Origin of the sequence: Saccharothrix lopnurensis, from assembly GCF_042658445.1 — a bacterium.
GTDB classification, from domain to species: Bacteria; Actinomycetota; Actinomycetes; order Mycobacteriales; family Pseudonocardiaceae; genus Actinosynnema; species Actinosynnema lopnurensis.
The window spans coordinates 17,259-33,982 of the sequence record NZ_JBHSQO010000054.1 but is presented as its reverse complement, the minus strand read 5'-3'; the positions used below and the strand labels follow the sequence as shown (position 1 = coordinate 33,982).

Here is a 16,724-nt window from a genome sequence, read left to right as displayed (position 1 = left end):
TTCCCGGGCGCCGACCGGCCGGCGGCGGCGCGTCCGGGGCGGTTTTCGGGCCCCTGCGGGCACCCTGGGCGCCGGCGCGGGGTGAACGGGGGCCAACGGGCGGGGAACGCGGTTCCCGGAGCCCGGAAAGGACGGTGCGCGGGGTGCGGCGGAATTCGTTGCGGCGTCAGGGGGTGCCGGCGGCGGAATGGGTGCGGCGGGTGCTCCGGTCCGGTGTCCGGCAATGGTGCCGCCCGGCGGAACCGTTCGAATTCGGGGGAATCGGTTCCGGGATTCGGAATGGACTCCCGGTGTGCGTCCCGTTCTCCACGAAAACCCGTTGCGGGGGGATCGGTGGAGAACGGGACGGCGTTGTCCTCCCGGTGTGGCGGGTCGGCTCACCGACCGGCCTCTGCGTTAATCGCGAGTTGTCCTCCTCAGGGCCCCACGTAGTTCTGGGCGAAGTACCCGGCCGACGACCGCGAGCCGATCAGGTGCTCCAGCCGGGCCTGCCCCAACCGGCTCAGGAACGGCTCCGGCGAACGGTGGATCATGAAGACCATCCACTGCGAGAACTCCTGCGCACGCCACACGCGCCGCAGGCACACGTCGGAGTACGAACGGAGTCCGCTGTCATCGCCCGTTCGGTGGTAAGCGGTCACGGCGGCGGCCAGCACCTCGGCGTCGTGCAGCGCGAGGTTCATCCCCTTGGCCCCCACCGGGGTGATGATGTGCGCGGCATCGCCGAGCAGGTACAGGTTCCCGTGGTTCATCGGTTCGACCACGTGGCTGCGCATGTCCAGGATGCGCTTCTCGGTGATGCGCCCCTCGGTCAACTTCCAGTCGGAGTCCTTGAGCGCCAACCGCTTGTGCAGTTCGGTCCAGACCCGCTCGTCCGGCCAGTTGTCGACGGTGTCGTCGACCGGGACCTGGAGGTAGTAGCGCGAAACCGTAGAACTGCGGAGCATGTGGCCCGCGAATCCATCCGGGTGAAGTGCGTAAATCACCTTGTGGGTGGATGGCGGAGCCTCCGCCAAGATGCTCAACCACTCGATCCCGTGCTGGTGGCTGAACTCCTGCACCGCGCCCGGCGGGATGCTGCGCCGCGCCACCCCGTGGAACCCGTCCGCCCCGGCGAGGAACGAGCACTTGAGCCGCTCCCGGGTGCCGTCGGCGTTCGTCCAGGTCAGAGCCGGTTCCGGGCCCTCCACGTCGTGCAGTTCGACATCGCTCACGGACCAGCGGACGTCGCCCCCGCGCTCATCGACGTAGTGCCGCACGAGGTCCCGGACGACCTCCTGCTGCGGGTAGATGTAGTGCGTCTGACCGTCGTAGAGCGTGGAGTAGTCCACCTCGTGCGCGACACCGTCGACCCGGAACTCGCAGGCCCCGTGCCTGTCCGCCTCTTGGAGCAACCGATCGGCCAACCCGTGGGCGGTGAGCATCCGCACCGCGCGGTGCTCCAGCACCCCCGCACGGGGCCTGTTCTCGATGTGCTCGCGGGTGTTCCTCTCCAGCACCACGCAGGGGATACCGGCTTCGCGGAGCAGGTTCCCCAGGGTCAATCCGGCCGGGCCCGCGCCGACGATGCCCACCGCACGTCGATTGCTCTGTACGGCCCATTCGGAGTCATGATCGATCACCGCATACCCCAACCTCTGGACAGCCTGTGCAAAGATGCTCACCGAAGGTAGTGGATCAGCCTTCGAGTGTCGGTCGACTGGGGTCTTGTCGAGCCACCCGTGTCACTTTGAGTGGTTCAACAACGCCCCGTCGCCCGTGCATCCTGCCCCCGCAAAGTCGCCACTCCAACAGGAGATGCACCCCATGACTCGAAGAGTCGGCCTCTCGGCACGAAGGATCTTCGGCGTTCTGTCCGCTGTCACCCTCCTCGCCACCGTGTCGGGCTGCGGCCTGCTCGGCGGCTCGGACGAGCAGCAGCCCGCCGAGTCCGCCGGATCGGGCAAGGTCGAGAAGGCCAAGATCAAGCTTGGCCTGCTCCCCATCCTCGACGTCGCGTCGGTCCACATCGCGATCAAGAAGGGCTACTTCCAGGAAGAGGGCCTGGAGATCGAGCCGATCAAGATCCAGGGTGGCGCCGCGGCCATCCCCGGCCTGATCAAGGGCGACCTGGACATCAGCTTCGGCAACTGGGTCTCGTTCATGCTGGCCGAGTCCAAGCAGGGCGCGAAGGACGTCGGCGGTCTGAAGCTCATCAACGACGGCTACCAGACCAAGCCCGACATGTTCCTGATCCTCGCCAAGGCCGACTCGCCGGTGAAGTCGCCCAAGGACTTCGAGGGCAAGACGATCGCGATCAACACGTTCCAGAACATCGCCGAGCTGACCGCGAAGGCCACCCTGGAGGCCGCCGACGTCGACCTGACGAAGGTGAACTTCAAGGAGTTCCCCTTCCCGGACATGGAGGCCGCGGTCCAGAACGGCACGGTCGACGCCGCGTTCATGGTGGAGCCGTTCATCAGCCGGGCCCAGCGCACCAGTGGCCAGATCACCGTGCTCGACGCGGCGTCCGGCCCCACCGACGGCATCCCGATCGGCGGCTACGCCACCACGGGCAAGTTCGCCGATGAGAACCCCAAGACCGTCGCCGCCTTCCAGCGCGCGATGGCCAAGGGCCAGCGCGACGCCGCCGACCGCCCCACGGTGGAGCCGCTGCTGGTCGAGTACGCCGGTGTGGACAAGGAGACCGCCAGCCTGGTGCACTTCGGCGAGTTCCCGACCTCGCTGGACGCCACCCGGTTGCAGCGGGTCGCCGAGCTGATGCGAACCTATGGCCTGCTCAAGGAAGAGTTCGACGTGAAGCCGATGTTGGTCAGCAGCTCCGGCAGCTGACCGCCCCGGGGGGAGCCCGGTTGGTCGTCGGGCTCCCCCTCGGGTGTTTCCCGTTCGGGTCACCAGCATGAAATAGCCGTGAACGCCGGTTAGCGATCGTTTAGCGCGTCCAGCAGGGTGTCGCGCGACAATGGTTGATTGGCAAAATACCGGCTACCTGGTCCGAACGGCGGTATGACTCCCGGGTTTTTTCCACCAAGATCGCCCGGGTTTGCAGACGGATGTCGTTTCACTGGCTGGGGGGCTGGGGAGTGTGCTGACGGTGCGCGGTCACGACGACCACGCCTCCGGGGAAGAACCGGAGCGGATTCAACTCGACGCGGGTGTCGCCGGTGACGGCCGACCCCCCGACTCGGGTCCCAGCACAGGCGCCGTGCCCGCCGACCGGGGAGTCTCCCGGTGGCGTCTGCGGAACTGGCGCCTGCGCAGCAAGCTCGCCGTGGTGCTCCTGGTGCCGGCGCTGAGCACGCTGGCGCTCGCGGGGCTCCGGCTGAACACCCAGCTCGACGACGTCGAGCTGTTCGGCAAGGTGCAGCGCGAGCTCCAGCTGTCCGCCCAGGCGGCCGCGGTGTCCGACGCGCTCCAGCTGGAGCGCGACGCCGCCGTGTGGTTCGTCGCGGGCGGGCGCAACGAGAACGCCGCGGAGCTCGTGACGCGGTCCAACAAGGTCGACATCGAGGTCGGCAAGCTGCGGGACGTCGCCGCGTCCACCTCGGGCATCGAGGACTCGGTGCGCGACGCGTTCCAGCGCGCCCTCCAGTCGCTGGACGGCCTGGCCTCGCTGCGCAACACGGTGACCAACAGCCGGTACCCCGACGTCTCGGTCCACACCGCGTACGGCCAGCTCCTCGCCGCCCTCTCGCAGGTGCACCGCGCCAGCGCGGGCAGCCTGAGCAACGAGACGATCAACCCGCTGTCGGGCGCCAACCTCGCGCTGTACAACGCGAAGGAGCAGCTGTCGCAGCAGAACGCGATCCTGCTGGCCACCGCGGAGCGCGACGAGTTCGCCCCCGGCCAGGAGAACGCGCTGCGCGCCGCGCAGTCCCGGTTGGACGCCGCGCTCGTCGAGTTCGCCGGCACCGCGAGCCAGGAGAACCGCCAGCTGCTCGCCGACACCGTGTCCGGTCCCGCTGTGGACGGTCGCAACCGGTTGGTGCAGCTCGCCCTGGTGCAGCAGGCCGACGAGGGCGCGGTGAACCTCGACAGCGCCAACGTCATGACGCTGGGCGAGGAGACCGCGGGTCTCTTCAGGACGGTCGCGCAGGACATCGAGCGCCAGGCCGACGCCGCCGCGGTGAACCTCACCGAGGACGCCCGCGCCGCGGCGTGGCGCGACGCGGCCCTGGTGGCCGTGGCGCTGATCCTCGCGTTCGCCCTCATGGCGTTCGTCGCCCGCTCGATGCTGACGCCGCTGCGCGTGCTGCGCCGCACCGCCCTGGAGGTGGCGCGCAACCGGCTGCCCGACGCGATCAAGCGGATCCGCCAGCACCGCGACCCCGAGCGGGCCGCGGAGGAGGCGCTGGTGCCGGTGCCCATCCACACGACCGAGGAGGTCGGCCAGGTGGCGCGGGCGTTCGATGCCGTGCAGCGCGAAGCCGTCCGCCTCGCGGTCGAGCAGGTGGCGCTGCGCGCGAACGTCAACGACATGTTCATCAACCTGTCCCGGCGCTCGCAGGCGCTGGTCGAGCGGCAGATCACCGTCATCGACCGGCTGGAGCAGGACGAGCAGGACCCCGACCAGCTGGCCAGCCTGTTCGAGCTGGACCACCTGGCGACCCAGATGCGCCGCAACAGCGAGAACCTGCTGGTGCTCTCGGGCACCACGGTCAACCGCCGCGTCACCCGGCCCGTGCCGATCTCCGAGGTGCTCGGCGCCGCGGTGTCGGAGGTCGAGAAGTACGCGCGCATCCAGATCGCGCCCGCGCCGGAGCTGAGGATCCAGGGCCGCGTGGTCAACGACCTCGCGCACCTCATCGCCGAGCTGCTGGACAACGCGACCGCGTTCTCCAAGCCCACCACCAAGGTCACCGTGCGCGCCATCGAGACGCGGCGCGGCGAGGTGTCCATCCGCATCCACGACCGCGGTGTCGGCATGCAGGAGCAGGACATCGCGGAGGCCAACACCAAGCTCGCCGATCCGCCCGAGGTCGACGTGTCGGTGGCGCGCGAGATGGGCCTGTACGTGGTCGGCCAGCTGGCCAAGCGCCACAACATCCGCGTCACGTTGAACAACAACGACGACATAGAGGGTGGCGTCACGGCCCAGGTGATCCTGCCGGTCGACCTGCTGCACCGCGGCCCCGAGCCGCTCACCGCGCGTCCCGCGCCGGCCGCGCTGCCGCCGCGACCGGCCAACCTCGAACTGGAGGAGAGCGGCGTCGGCGTGCTGGCCGGCGTGCCCAAGTGGACGCCGGACGCCACGCCCGGCGACTACGCGCCGCCGTCCCCGCAGTCCGCGGCGGTCCCGCCGGTCGTGCACACCCACGAGGCCGAGCCCAACGGGTTCTTCGAGGTCGAGCAGACCTCGGCGGCCGACCTGTTCACCTCGACCGTGGTCGAGACCCCGGCCGCGGGCGAACCGGCGATCGACTACTCGTACCCGCCCTCCCCGTCCCGGCCGGCGCCGCCGGTCGTGGAGGAGGACGACGCCTCGACCCAGCGCCTGCCGATCTACGAGGACGTGCTGTCGCGCTGGTTCCAGGGCGCCGAGGCACCCGAGGCGACGGTGCGCGGCGACCTGGGCGGCGGTGGGGACCCGGGCGGCGACGTGCCGCCGGAGACCGCCGCCGAGAAGACGATGTTCGCCGACCGGACCGACCTGATGGACGAGTCCAACGCCTTCGGCCCGCTCCCCGGCGGGAACCGCCACGAGCCGGCCCGCCACGAGCCGAACCGGGGTGAGCCGAACCGGGGCGAGCCCGCCTTCGCGTCCCGCCTCGACCCGTCCCGCCCGGAGCCCGGCGCGTCGGAGAGGACCGTGTTCGCGGACCGCACCGAGCTGGTCGGCACCGAGCTGGGCGGCACCCATCTGGGCGGCTCCGATCTGGGCGGCTCCCGGCGGGAGTCGGCCCGGCCCACGCCGCCCGCTCCCCGCGGCGCCACCCCGGCGGGCCTGCCCAAGCGCGAGCCCGCGCCGTCGGCGATCCCCTCGTCGGGCGGCGGTCCCGACTGGGGCTCGGGCGACGACGGCTGGTCGGCCGCCACGAACCTGCTCAAGGCTCCGGTGGACGACACCACGACCGCGGGCCTGCCCAAGCGCGTGCCCAAGGCGCGCCTGGTCCCCGGCTCGCTCACCGGGCCCTCGCCCCGCGGCTCGGCGCCCGCCGGGCCCCAGTCGGCGGCGGGCGCGGCGTCCTCCGGTCTCGCGACCGCGGCCCCGCCGCGCCGCTCGGCCGACCGGTTGCGCCAGCGGTTCGCGACCTACCAGCGCGGTGTGCAGATGGGTCGCGAGACCAACGACGACAGCGCCATGCCCTGGGAGGGCTTGTCGATCGGCAACGCAGACAACAAGGAGCAGAAGTGACCACCGCAGCCGAAGAAATTGACAACTTCAGTTGGCTGGTCGACGACTTCGTCAGCAGGGTCGCGGGTGTCGCGCACGCGATCGTGGTCTCCGCGGACGGCCTGCTGCTGGCGTCCTCGACGCGGTTGCCCCTCGACCGCGCCGAGCAGCTCGCGGCCGTGGCGTCCGGCCTGATCAGCCTCAACCTCGGCGCGGCGCGCTGCTTCGAGGCCGGTGACGTCAAGCAGACCGTGGTGGAGATGGAGCGGGGCTACCTGTTCCTCATGTCCATCAGCGACGGTTCCTGCCTGGCCGTGCTGGCCGCCCCGAACTGCGACATCGGCCTGATCGGCTACGCCATGACGCGGCTGGTCGAGCGGGTCGGCGTGCAGCTCACCCCGGAGATCCGTTCGCAGCTGCACGTCGCGATGCGCGGCTGACGACGGCACCGACCACTAGGGAAAGCAGAGCAACATGAGCGGTGGCGTTCCCGGACGGCCGGGGTCACCCACGGTGAGCCCGACCGTCACGTCGACCAAGATCGTGGTGGCGGGTGGGTTCGGCGTCGGCAAGACGACCTTCGTCGGGTCCGTGTCCGAGATCGTCCCGCTGACCACCGAGGCGGTGATGACCGAGGCCAGCGTCGGCGTGGACGACCTGTCCGGCACGCCGAACAAGGTCACCACCACGGTGGCCATGGACTTCGGCCGGGTGTCCCTGGACCAGGACCTGATCCTCTACCTGTTCGGCACCCCCGGTCAGCACCGGTTCTGGTTCATGTGGGACGACCTGGTGCGCGGCGCGATCGGCGCCGTCGTGCTGGTCGACACCCGCCGGCTGTCGGACGCGTTCGCCTCGATCGACTTCTTCGAGGACCGCGAACTGCCGTACGTGGTGGGCGTGAACTGCTTCGACGGCCTGCTGCACCACCGCATCGAGGACATCCGGGAGGCGCTGACGATCGACCAGGCGGTCCCGATCGTGCCCTGCGACGCGCGGAACCGGCAGTCGACCAAGCAGACGCTCATCACGCTGGTGCAGCACGCCATGCGCCTGCCGACGTTCGCCTGACCCCGCACCACCCGCACCACGAGCAGCACCGGCACCACCAGCAGCACCGCGGCGGGCCGCGGCCGGAAAACCGGTCGCGGCCCGCCGCCGTTCCGGGCCACACTCGGGCGCTGTGCCAACGAACCCGGAGAACCAGGACTCGGCCGCGCGCTACGACGCGCTCAACGAGTGGGACCTGTCCGACGACTTCTACCTCGACCTCGTGCTGTCCGCCGACGCGGTGCTCGACGTCGGCTGCGGTACCGGCGTGCTGCTCGGCGCGGCGCGCGCGGCCGGCCACACCGGCCGCCTCGTGGGCCTCGACCCCGACCCCGACGCGCTGGACCGGGCCCGCCGGCGCGACGACGTGGACTGGGTGGCCGGCGACCTGGGCGGCGTCACCTTCGACGGCGAGTTCGACCTGGTCCTGATGACCGGGCACGTGTTCCAGGTCTTCCTCACCGACGACGAGGCGCGCGCGCAGTTCACCGCCGTGCGCCGCGCGCTGCGGCCGGGCGGCCGGTACGCGTTCGAGACCCGCAACCCGGGCGCGCGGGCCTGGGAGCGGTGGATTCCCGAGAACGGCGTCGACATCGTCGGCGAGCGCGGGGAGCCGGTGCGCGTCGAGCACCGCGTGGCGAGCGTGGAGGACGGGCTGGTGCGGCTCAGCGAGACCGCGAGCAGCCCGGACTGGCCGGCGCCGAGGGTCGACTGGGCGACGCTGCGGTTCACCACCGCCGAGCAGGTCGACGCGCTGCTGGCCGAGAGGGGGTTCGAGGTGGTCGAGCGCTGCGGCTGGTGGGACCGCACCCCGCTGACCGCCACCAGCCGGGAGGTCATCACGATCGCGCGACCAGGTCCGCTCCCGGCCACCGACCGTCGCTGACCACCAGCGCGCCGGTCGACCGCACCAGCGGCAGCGCCGCCGCCAGCGCCTCGCGCGCCAGCGGCTCCGGCGGCGGGTCGACCGGCACCACGCCGTGCAGCAGCTGGCGCTCCAGCACGGACAGCTCCACCAGCGCGCAGGTGAAGCCGTGCAGCAGCCGCCGCACGCCCATGTCCGCCAGCGTGGTCAGGTTGTCCTCGACCGCGTCCGGGTCCACCGCCAGGCCGTGCGCGGACAGGGCCAGCCACAGCCGGTGCGGCGGCAGGTCGGACGCCCGCAGCGCCTCGGCCACCGGCGCGGTCAGCTCCGGGTCGCGCGACTGGTCCGACGACAGCGCCACCAGCACCGGCAGCCCCTCCACGGCCGCGAACGAGCACGCCTCGTCCAGCAGCCACCCGGCCAGGCGCCCGCTCACGCCCATCTCGTCGGCGAAGCGCAGGCACTCCTCGTGCCGCACCGGCTCGCCCCCGCCGTCCCGCCAGCGCAGCCGCGCGGACACCGCGACCCGCGCGCCGTCCCGCTCCACCGGCGGGTAGTCGATGTTGATCGCGCCGCCGGCCACCGCGTCCGCCACGGCCGCGACGAGCCGCAGCCGCTCCCGGTCGCGGGCGTCCCGCACCTCGTCGTAGACCTCCCACTGGCCCCGGCCGCCGCGCTCGGCGCGGCGCAGCGTGCTGTGCGCCCGGCGCAGCAGCGCCATCGCGTCCACCCCGCGCGTCGGGACGCGCACGAACCCCATGGCCGCCGACAGCACGAACCGGCGGTCCGCCAGGCGCACCGGCTCGGCCAGCCCCGCCTCGATCGCCCCGGCCAGCGCCGGGACGCCGGGCGTGCCGGGGGAGTCCTCGACCAGCACCACGAACTCGTCACCGCCCAGCCGCGCCACCGTGGCGACCTCACCGGCCACCGCCGCGGTCAACCGCCCCGCCACCGCCTTCAGCAGCTCGTCGCCCGCCTCGTAGCCCAGGCCGTCGTTGACGACGCCCACGCCGTGCACGTCCAGGTAGCACAGGGTCACCGAGCCCGGTCGGCTCAGCACGCGCTCCAGCACCGGCAGGAAGCCCTGGCGGTTGGGCAGGCCGGTCAGCACGTCGTGCAGGGCCTGGTGGCGCAGGTACTCGCGCAGCACCCGCTGCTCGGTGGTGTCCTCGACGACCGCGACGTGGTACTTCGGCCGCCCGTCGGCGTCGCGCACCACCGACAGCGCCACGTTGGTCCACATCGGATCGCCGTTCGGGCCGGTGAACCGCCGCTCGGTGCGGAAGGTGTCGTCGCCCGACCGCAGCACCCGCGCCTGGTCCGCGCGCAGGACCGCCAGGTCCTCCGCGGTGAACAGCGCCGAGGACCCGCGGCGGCCCTCCGGCACCGCCCCGCCGGGGTGCCGCTCCCCGGGCCGGTCGCCGGTCGGCTCGGCCGGGGGTCGCCGGGCGTCTGCCGGTGGTTCCTCGCGGGGGGCTCCCCCGTGGCGCGGTTCCCCGCGGTGGCTTTCGTCGTGCCGCCCCTCCCCGTGCCACCCCTCTCCGTACCGCCCCTCCTCCGGGCCGAGCATCGCGACCAGCGCCGGGTTGGCCTCCACCACCGCGCCGTCGGTGTCGAAGATCGCGATGCCCACGCCGGAGCTGGCGAACACCTGCCGGAACCGCTCCTCGCTGTCGTGCAGGTCGTCCTGGGCCCGCTCCAGCGCCCGCAGCAGCGACGACCGCACCTCCTCCTGCTCGGTGAAGACCTGCCCGCGCGCGGCGGCGGCGTACCCGGCGGCGACCGCGCCGAGCAGCGTGATCACCCGGTCCGCGGGCGCGTCCGCCAGGTCCGGCAGCAGCCGGCCCAGCACCTCGATGGTGCGCTGGAGGCTGTGCGGCCCGAACCGCGCCGACACCAGCCACCGGCCGACCGCGGCCCCGTCGTCGGGGTCGAACGGGGTGGCGGCCAGCAGCCCCGTCAGGCGCGCCAGGTGCCCGTCGAGGTGTTCGCGGATCCGCGCCCGCGCCATCGGCGCGCAGGCGGTGCCGGTCAGCGCCCTCGTCCACGCCTCGGCGGGGTTCGGGTCGGCGGGGTCCGGGCCAGCGGGGCTCGGGTCGGTGGGGCTCGGGTCGGTGGGGTCCGGGTCGGCTGTGCCCGGATCGGGGCGCGCGGCGCCGGCCGGGGGAGGGCTGCCCCCGGTGTGGTCGGGTCCACCGGACTCGGTCATGGGTCGGCGGCGTCGGTCGGCCGGTGCCGGGGCTTCAGGGCTTGCGGCCGACGACCGCGCAGGGGTCGGCCGTGCCCGGGTCGGGGCCCCCGCCGATCAGGTGGTCGTGGACGCGCGCGGAACTCGGCAGGTCGACGTCGACACCGTCCGGGGACCAGCTCGCTCGCTCGACCACGGTGCACCTCTCGGGTGATGGTTTGCCCGCCGGTCGAATACGCCGGTTCAGCCACCCTACTGGGAAAAACGATCCGCCAAACGGGTTAGAAACCGCTGTCACTCTTTCGTGGCGGATATTGGGCGGGGGCACAAATGGGCCCCGCATTACCCGGAGTCGGAACGCCCCGTCGCGGGCGGGCAGGCGCCCGTGACGGGGCTACACGCAAACCCAGTCGGTGACCACGGTCGTGCCGCCCACCGCGCACCGGAAGCGCACCGGTCCCGCCGGCGGCGGCCCGAGCAGGAACATGCCCAGCTCGTCCAGCTCCGCCTCCTCCACCGGCCCGGTCGCGGTCAGCAGCTCCACCCGGCCCGGCCGGGCCGGCAGCACCTGCCCCGCCACGCCCGCCTCGGTCACCTCGACCTGCACCGAGACGCCCTCCGCGTCGAACACCAGCTGCCGCGCGGTCGACGTGGCCCGCGCCCGCACCGCCAGCTCCGCGTCCAGGATCGAGTCGTAGCTGGTCAACGCCGTCAGCTCGGCGTCGACCGTGCGCCACGTGTACGCCGCGCGCGCCGCCTGCACGACGTGCTCGGGCACGTCCCGCTCCTCCGCCAGGGCCACCGCCAGGTCCCTCAGCAGCTCCTCATCGCTTTCCCACGCCGGATCGCCCTTCAGCACCGAGCACACCTCCTCCGTCGACCCGCCTCGGTTTGACCAGCCGGAACACCGCGGGGGTCTTGCGCAGCTTGTCCAGGCACCTGCTGCGGGTGGGGCCGATGCTGCCGACCGGCATGTCCAGGCGCTCGCTCACCGAGGAGTAGCTCGGCGGCGGGTCGGCCATCAGCGCGATCAGCAGCTCCCGGCAGTGCTCGGGCAGCGCCCGGAAGCCGTCGCGCAGCGCCTGGAGCCGCTGCGCGGTCTCCAGCTCCTCGTCCAGCTCGGCCTCCGCGTCCACCGGGCTCGCCGGCTCCTCCTCGGACTGCGGGTCGAACGGTTGGAGGCGCTGCTGCATCCGCAGCATCCGCAGGCACTCGTTGCGCGTGGTGGTGGCGATCCACCCGGGCAGCGCGTCGGCGTCCCGCAGCTTGCCGATCTGCTCCACCAGCCGCAGCCACACCGTCTGGTTGACGTCCGCCGCGTCCGCGGGCCGCAGCCGGTGCCGGTGGATCACCGACACCACCAGCGGCGTGAAGCGGGCCACGATCTCGTCCCACGCACGCCGGTCGCCGTCCGCCGCCGCGCCCACCAGCGCGCCGATCGGGGCTGCAGGGATCACGTGCCCTCCTCGGGGCCCGGGGGTGTGTCACCACCGCCAGGGCGTGTGCCGGCGCGGACCCCGGCCGGGTCTCGGACTTCGGATTCGTCGCTGCCACACACTACGGAGTGCGGACCCGGGCGCCAGATACATCCGTGCCCCTGTTCGGGTGACATCCGGTCCCGCTCGACGTCCGGTTCGACGTCCGGTTCGACGCCCTAGGCGACGAAGACGCCGTACCCGGGGAAGAACTCGGGGCGCCCCACCAGCAGCTGGTCGCGGGCGGCGGCGGCCGACACGCCCGACTGGGTCATCGTCGCGGCGATCCGCCCGGCCACGTGCGGCGCGGCGAACGAGGTGCCCAGCCAGTAGGCGAACCGGTCGTAGACCTCGTCCGGCAGGCCCGGCAGCACCCACCGGCCCCGGAGGAACGTGCTGGTCCGGTTGCCGACCGCGCACGCGTCCACCCAGTGGCCGTGGTTGGAGTAGCAGGCGGGGGCGCGCGTGCCGTCGCGCTCCTCGGCCACCGCCGCCACCGCCGTCACCCCGGGCAGCGCGGCGGGCCAGCTCGGTCGGGCCGTGCCCTGGTTGCCCGCTGACGCGACCACCACCACGCCGGTGGGCAGCGCCGCGACCGACCGGCGGACCGGCTCGGGGGCCACGTCGTCCTGGGTGAAGCAGCCCATCGAGATGTTGACGACGTGCACCCGCTCGTCGAACGCGGACAGCGCCCGCGCGAAGTCCTCCTCGGTGCCCAGGCCGAACTGGTCGAGCGCCCTCTCCGGGTCGAACCGCACGCCCGGCGCGGCCTGCCGCACCACGCCCGCGACGAACGTGCCGTGCCCGCCCTCCACGGCGAACACGTCGCCGCCGGAATAGGCGGGGTCGACCTCGTCGGCCCGGGACAGGAACGCGGTGCCCAGCCACGCCGGGTGGTCGCCGCCCGCGGTGGCCGAGATGCCGGTGTCCACGATGCCGACGGTCACGCCCTTGCCCAGCCCCGAACCCGTCCCGTCCGGGTCGGCCAGCGGCGCCGCCACGCGCGGCGGTTGACCCGGGTGGCCGTGCATGTTCCCCCCGTGGCCGAACAGCACGTGGTGCGGCTGCACCACCGGGGTGCGCTCGCCGGGCCACTGCTGGGGGTCGCGCAGCAGCCGCACGACGTCGGGGACGTCCTCGGCGTTGCGCAGCGGCAGCACCAGGCGCGCCATCCCCGCGAAGTCCCGGCCCCGTTCGGCGACGATGTTGTTCTGCGCCAACTTCCGGACGACCCGCGCGACGTCCTCCGGGATGGTGAGCAGTTCCCGCGCCACGTAGACGAATTCGCGGCCGCGCTCGGGGTGCAGGCGGAAGTCCTTGTGCTCACTGATCGCCTGGTCGAATGCCCGGAGGTAAAGGGCAGCCCGATCGGAAGGTTGGGACACCACGGCCTCACAACGGCGTAGAAGGGGAGTGGTGCGAGCTTTGATCAAGCTACCACAGCGGTCTTGGTAATAAAGTGGTTCTCGTGGCCGGAAAAACCGCCGCCGCAGCGCTGGAGGCCCGGCAGCGGGACCCGCGCGCGGCCATCGAGATCGGCCGCTCCGCACTGCGGGCGGCGCGGTCGGCGGGCGACGCGGAAGAGGCGTCGACCGCCGAACGGGCGATCGGGTTGTCGCTGCGCGAACTGCACGACTTCGACGGCGCGCTGCGGCACCTGCGCCGGGCGGTGCGCATCGCGGAACGGGCGCGCTCGGCGCGGTCGGCGGCGCTGGCCCGGGTGAGCCTGGCGTTCGTGCTCTCCACCACCGGGCGGCACGCGCAGGCGTTGCGCGCGATCAACGCGGCGCTGGGGGAGCTGGACGGCGGCGACGCCGACATCGCCCGGATGCAGCGCGGCCTGGTGCTGCACTACCTGTGCCGGTACGACGAGGCCCGGCGCGAGTACAACCGGTCCATCGAGGCGGCCCGCCGCACCGGCGACCGGCTCGGCGAGGCCCGCGCCCGCAACAACCGCGGCCTGCTGCGCGCCTACACCGGCGGCCTGCGCGCCGCGGACGAGGACTTCGACCGCGCCGCCGCGCTCTACCGCGACCTGGACCTGGAGCTGGCGGTGGCCGACGTGCGGTGGAACGCGGGCATCTCCGCGTCCCGGGCGGGCGACGTGCCGCGGGCGCTGACCATGTTCGCCGAGGCCGAGCACGAGTACCGGCGGCTGGCGGTGCCCCGCCCGGCGCTGCTGATCAACCGGCTGGAGCTGCTGGTGTCGGTGCCGCTGCTGGAGGAGGCGCGGGCGGCGGCCGACCGGGCGCTGGAGGAGCTGGGCGCCGACCTCGTGCTGGCCCGCTCGGAGGCCATGTTCTACCGGGCCCGCGTCGCCCTGCTGGAGGGCGACCTGGAGCACGCCGTGCGGATGGCCGTGGCCGCGCGCCGCGGGTTCCGGCGCGAGAAGCGCGAGGTGTGGGAGGCGGGCGCCCGGCACGTGGAGCTGCGCGCGGCCTACCTCAGCGGCCGGCGCGACCGGCCCCTGGTGGCCGCGCTGGTGCGGGTGGCGTCCCGGCTCGACGCGCTGGGCTGGCGGATGGCGGGCCTGGAGGCGCGGGTCGACGCGGCGCTGGTCGCCCGCGACCTGGGCGACCGGCGGCGCGCGGTGGCGGAGCTGGCGGTGGCGGGCGCGGCCCGGCGCGGCGTCGGCACGGCGGCGCACCGCGTGCAGGGCTGGTACGCCGAGGCGCTGCGGCGCGACCTGGAGGGCAACGCGCGCGGCGCGCAGATCGCCCTGCGGCGCGGCCTGCGGCTGCTCGACGAGTACCGGGTCTCGCTGGGCGCGGCCGAACTGCGGGCGCTGAGCGGGGCCCAGGGCAAGGCCCTCGCGCTGGAGGGGCTGCGCACGGCCGTCGCCTCCGGCCACGCCGCCAAGGTCCTGTCGTGGGCCGAGGCGTGGCGGGCCGGCGCGCTGCGCATGACCCCCGCCCGACCGCCCGAGGACTCCGGCTTGGCCGACGCCCTGGCCGAGCTGCGCGCCGTGACCGCCGACCTGGAGACCGCCCTGCTGGAGGGCAGACCCGTGTCCGCGCTGCGGCAGCGGCAGGTGCGCGGCGAGCAGCGGGTGCGCGAGCTGACCCGGCAGACCAGCGGCGGCGGCGCCGTCTCCACCCCGCCCGAGGTGCACGACCTGGCCCACGCGCTCGGCCCCGCCGCCCTGGTCGAGTACATCGACCACGACGGCGCCCTGCTGGCCGTGGTGGTGGCGGGCGGCCGCGCGTCGCTGCACCACCTGGGCCGGCTCGACGGCGCCCTGCGCGAGGTGCGGCTGCTCCGCTTTGCCCTGCACCGCCTGGTGACCCTGCCCGAGCACGTGGACCGCTCGGCCGTCCGCGCGGGCGCGGACCACGCGGCCAACCTGCTGGAGACCCGCCTGCTCGCCCCCCTGCGCCGCCGCCTGGGCTCCCGCCCCCTGGTGCTGGCCCCCACCGGCCTGCTCGGCGGCCTGCCCTGGTCCGCCCTACCGGGCTGCCAGGGCCGCTCGGTAGTGGTGGCCCCCTCGGCCACCGTGTGGCTACGAGCCTCCACCCCGCCTGTTCCGCCCCCTTCCCTCCCCGCTTCCCCCCACCCGGCCGCTCCCCCTTCCCCGGGCCGCCCTGTCCTGGCCGCCGGCCCGAGGTTGCCCGCCGCCCCGGCCGAGATCGCCGCCATCACCCCCCTGACCGACTCGGCCTCGGTCCTGGTGGGCCCGGACGCCACGGTCGACGCCGTGGCCGCCGCGATGGACGGCGCCCCCCTGGCGCACGTCGCCGCGCACGGCTCGTTCCGCGCCGACAACCCCCTGTTCTCCGCCCTGGAACTGGCCGACGGCCCGCTCACCGTCTACGACCTGGAACGCCTGCGCACCCCACCCGCCCGGGTCGTCCTGTCCGCCTGCGACTCGGGCCTGTCCGCCGTCCGCCCCGGCGACGAGCTGATGGGCTTCACCGCCGCCCTCCTCGGCCTGGGCGCGCGCACCCTGATCGCCCCGGTCGTGCCCGTCCCCGCCGAGGTGACCACCTCCCTCATGGTCGACCTGCACCGCCGCCTGGCCGCCGGCGAACCCCCGTCCGCCGCCCTGGCCGACGCCCAGGAGGCCCACCGCGGCGGCGGCGACGCCGCCTTGGCCGCCGCCGCCGGCTTCCTCTGCTTCGGCGCCTGACCCCCAGTTCACCCCCTCACCGCGAGTCGTACGCTCAGACCCACCGTGTCGTACGTCCAGGACCGGTGAGTTCAACGTTCAGGACCGCGGGTCGCCCGCCAGGAGTGGCCACGTCGCCCGTTCGGGGCCGGTCAGTTCACCCTTCGCGCAGGCCACCGCCGCGCCCGGACGGGTTAGGTTGGACGGGTGGACGCACGCGAGATGCTGGCCGTGGCGGTGGCGGAAGCCCGCGCGGGCTTGGCCGAGGGCGGCATACCGATCGGCGCGGCGCTGTTCACCGCCGACGGGGAGCTGCTCGGTCGCGGCCACAACCGGCGGGTGCAGGACGACGACGCCTCGACCCACGCCGAGACCGCCGCGTTCCGCGCCGCGGGCCGCCGGGCGGGCTACCGCGACACGGTGATGGTCACCACGCTGTCGCCCTGCTGGTACTGCAGCGGCCTCGTCCGCCAGTTCGGCATCCCCCGGGTGGTCATCGGCGAGGCGCGGACCTTCCACGGCGGCCACGACTGGCTGGCCGAGCACGGCGTGGAGATCACCCTGCTGGACGACCCGGGGTGCGCGGCGATGATGGCCGGGTTCGTCGAGGCCCGGCCCGAGCTCTGGTTCGAGGACATCGGCCGGGACTGAACACCGGCCTGGACCGACACGGGCCGGGACCGAACACCGGCCGGCGTTAACGCGGA

The 16,724-nt window shown here is 73.5% G+C and carries 13 protein-coding genes; 7 read left to right on the top strand and 6 right to left on the bottom strand.

Going from position 1 to position 16,724, the window contains the following annotated elements; all coding sequences use genetic code 11:
* Positions 1 to 416: 416 nt before the first annotated feature.
* Positions 417 to 1,574: a 4-hydroxybenzoate 3-monooxygenase gene (locus ACFP3R_RS32690; RefSeq protein WP_380641887.1), complete on the bottom strand. Its 1,158-nt coding sequence runs from the start codon at positions 1,572 to 1,574 to the stop codon at positions 417 to 419.
* 232 nt (positions 1,575 to 1,806) lie between these two features.
* Here ACFP3R_RS32690 and ACFP3R_RS32685 point away from each other — a divergent pair, with 232 nt between their 5' ends.
* The 5 genes from ACFP3R_RS32685 to ACFP3R_RS32665 all read left to right on the top strand — a co-directional run bounded on the left by ACFP3R_RS32685 (position 1,807) and on the right by ACFP3R_RS32665 (position 8,270).
* Positions 1,807 to 2,832 carry an ABC transporter substrate-binding protein gene (locus ACFP3R_RS32685; RefSeq protein ID WP_380641884.1) on the top strand — a complete coding sequence of 342 codons (1,026 nt, stop codon included), beginning with the start codon at positions 1,807 to 1,809 and terminating at the stop codon, positions 2,830 to 2,832.
* Between the two features lie 262 nt (positions 2,833 to 3,094).
* Positions 3,095 to 6,355 (top strand): sensor histidine kinase, encoded by a 3,261-nt coding sequence (locus ACFP3R_RS32680; RefSeq protein WP_380641882.1) that lies wholly within the window; start codon positions 3,095 to 3,097, stop codon positions 6,353 to 6,355.
* Positions 6,352 to 6,774 carry a roadblock/LC7 domain-containing protein gene (locus tag ACFP3R_RS32675; RefSeq protein ID WP_380641880.1) on the top strand — a complete coding sequence of 141 codons (423 nt, stop codon included), beginning with the start codon at positions 6,352 to 6,354 and terminating at the stop codon, positions 6,772 to 6,774. The genes ACFP3R_RS32680 and ACFP3R_RS32675 overlap by 4 nt, the downstream gene beginning before the upstream one ends.
* A gap of 34 nt (positions 6,775 to 6,808) precedes the next feature.
* Positions 6,809 to 7,405 carry a GTP-binding protein gene (locus ACFP3R_RS32670; protein ID WP_380641877.1) on the top strand — a complete coding sequence of 199 codons (597 nt, stop codon included), beginning with the start codon at positions 6,809 to 6,811 and terminating at the stop codon, positions 7,403 to 7,405.
* A 112-nt stretch (positions 7,406 to 7,517) separates the two neighbouring features.
* Positions 7,518 to 8,270 carry a class I SAM-dependent methyltransferase gene (locus tag ACFP3R_RS32665; RefSeq protein WP_380641874.1) on the top strand — a complete coding sequence of 251 codons (753 nt, stop codon included), beginning with the start codon at positions 7,518 to 7,520 and terminating at the stop codon, positions 8,268 to 8,270.
* Here the strand turns inward: ACFP3R_RS32665 and ACFP3R_RS32660 are convergent.
* From ACFP3R_RS32660 to ACFP3R_RS32640, 5 genes are all read right to left on the bottom strand, one after another.
* A complete protein-coding gene (locus ACFP3R_RS32660) occupies positions 8,224 to 10,458 on the bottom strand; it encodes a diguanylate cyclase domain-containing protein (RefSeq protein WP_380641871.1) in 2,235 nt (744 codons plus the stop codon). The two genes, ACFP3R_RS32665 and ACFP3R_RS32660, sit on opposite strands and share 47 nt — an antisense overlap.
* A gap of 34 nt (positions 10,459 to 10,492) precedes the next feature.
* A complete protein-coding gene (locus ACFP3R_RS32655) occupies positions 10,493 to 10,633 on the bottom strand; it encodes a hypothetical protein (protein WP_380641868.1) in 141 nt (46 codons plus the stop codon).
* A gap of 198 nt (positions 10,634 to 10,831) precedes the next feature.
* On the bottom strand, positions 10,832 to 11,296 hold the full coding sequence (locus ACFP3R_RS32650) for a hypothetical protein (RefSeq protein WP_380641865.1): 465 nt from the start codon (positions 11,294 to 11,296) through the stop codon (positions 10,832 to 10,834).
* Positions 11,262 to 11,894 carry an RNA polymerase sigma factor gene (locus tag ACFP3R_RS32645; protein WP_380641863.1) on the bottom strand — a complete coding sequence of 211 codons (633 nt, stop codon included), beginning with the start codon at positions 11,892 to 11,894 and terminating at the stop codon, positions 11,262 to 11,264. Before ACFP3R_RS32645 ends, ACFP3R_RS32650 begins: the two co-directional genes overlap by 35 nt.
* A 197-nt stretch (positions 11,895 to 12,091) precedes the next feature.
* Positions 12,092 to 13,297, bottom strand: coding sequence for a S8 family peptidase (locus ACFP3R_RS32640; RefSeq protein ID WP_380641861.1), 1,206 nt, complete (start codon positions 13,295 to 13,297; stop codon positions 12,092 to 12,094).
* An 83-nt stretch (positions 13,298 to 13,380) separates the two neighbouring features.
* Here ACFP3R_RS32640 and ACFP3R_RS32635 point away from each other — a divergent pair, with 83 nt between their 5' ends.
* Complete coding sequence (locus tag ACFP3R_RS32635) at positions 13,381 to 16,038, top strand: CHAT domain-containing protein (RefSeq protein ID WP_380641858.1); 2,658 nt, start codon at positions 13,381 to 13,383, stop codon at positions 16,036 to 16,038.
* A 201-nt stretch (positions 16,039 to 16,239) separates the two neighbouring features.
* On the top strand, positions 16,240 to 16,668 hold the full coding sequence (locus tag ACFP3R_RS32630) for a nucleoside deaminase (RefSeq protein WP_380641952.1): 429 nt from the start codon (positions 16,240 to 16,242) through the stop codon (positions 16,666 to 16,668).
* The last annotated feature ends 56 nt before the right edge of the window (positions 16,669 to 16,724 follow it).

Coding starts and splice junctions, on each gene's coding strand:
- ACFP3R_RS32685 (WP_380641884.1), top strand. CDS start 1,807: ATGACTCGAAGAGTCGGCCTCTCGGCACGAAGGATCTTCGGCGTTCTG.
- ACFP3R_RS32670 (WP_380641877.1), top strand. CDS start 6,809: ATGAGCGGTGGCGTTCCCGGACGGCCGGGGTCACCCACGGTGAGCCCG.
- ACFP3R_RS32660 (WP_380641871.1), bottom strand. CDS start 10,458: ATGACCGAGTCCGGTGGACCCGACCACACCGGGGGCAGCCCTCCCCCG.
- ACFP3R_RS32630 (WP_380641952.1), top strand. CDS start 16,240: ATGCTGGCCGTGGCGGTGGCGGAAGCCCGCGCGGGCTTGGCCGAGGGC.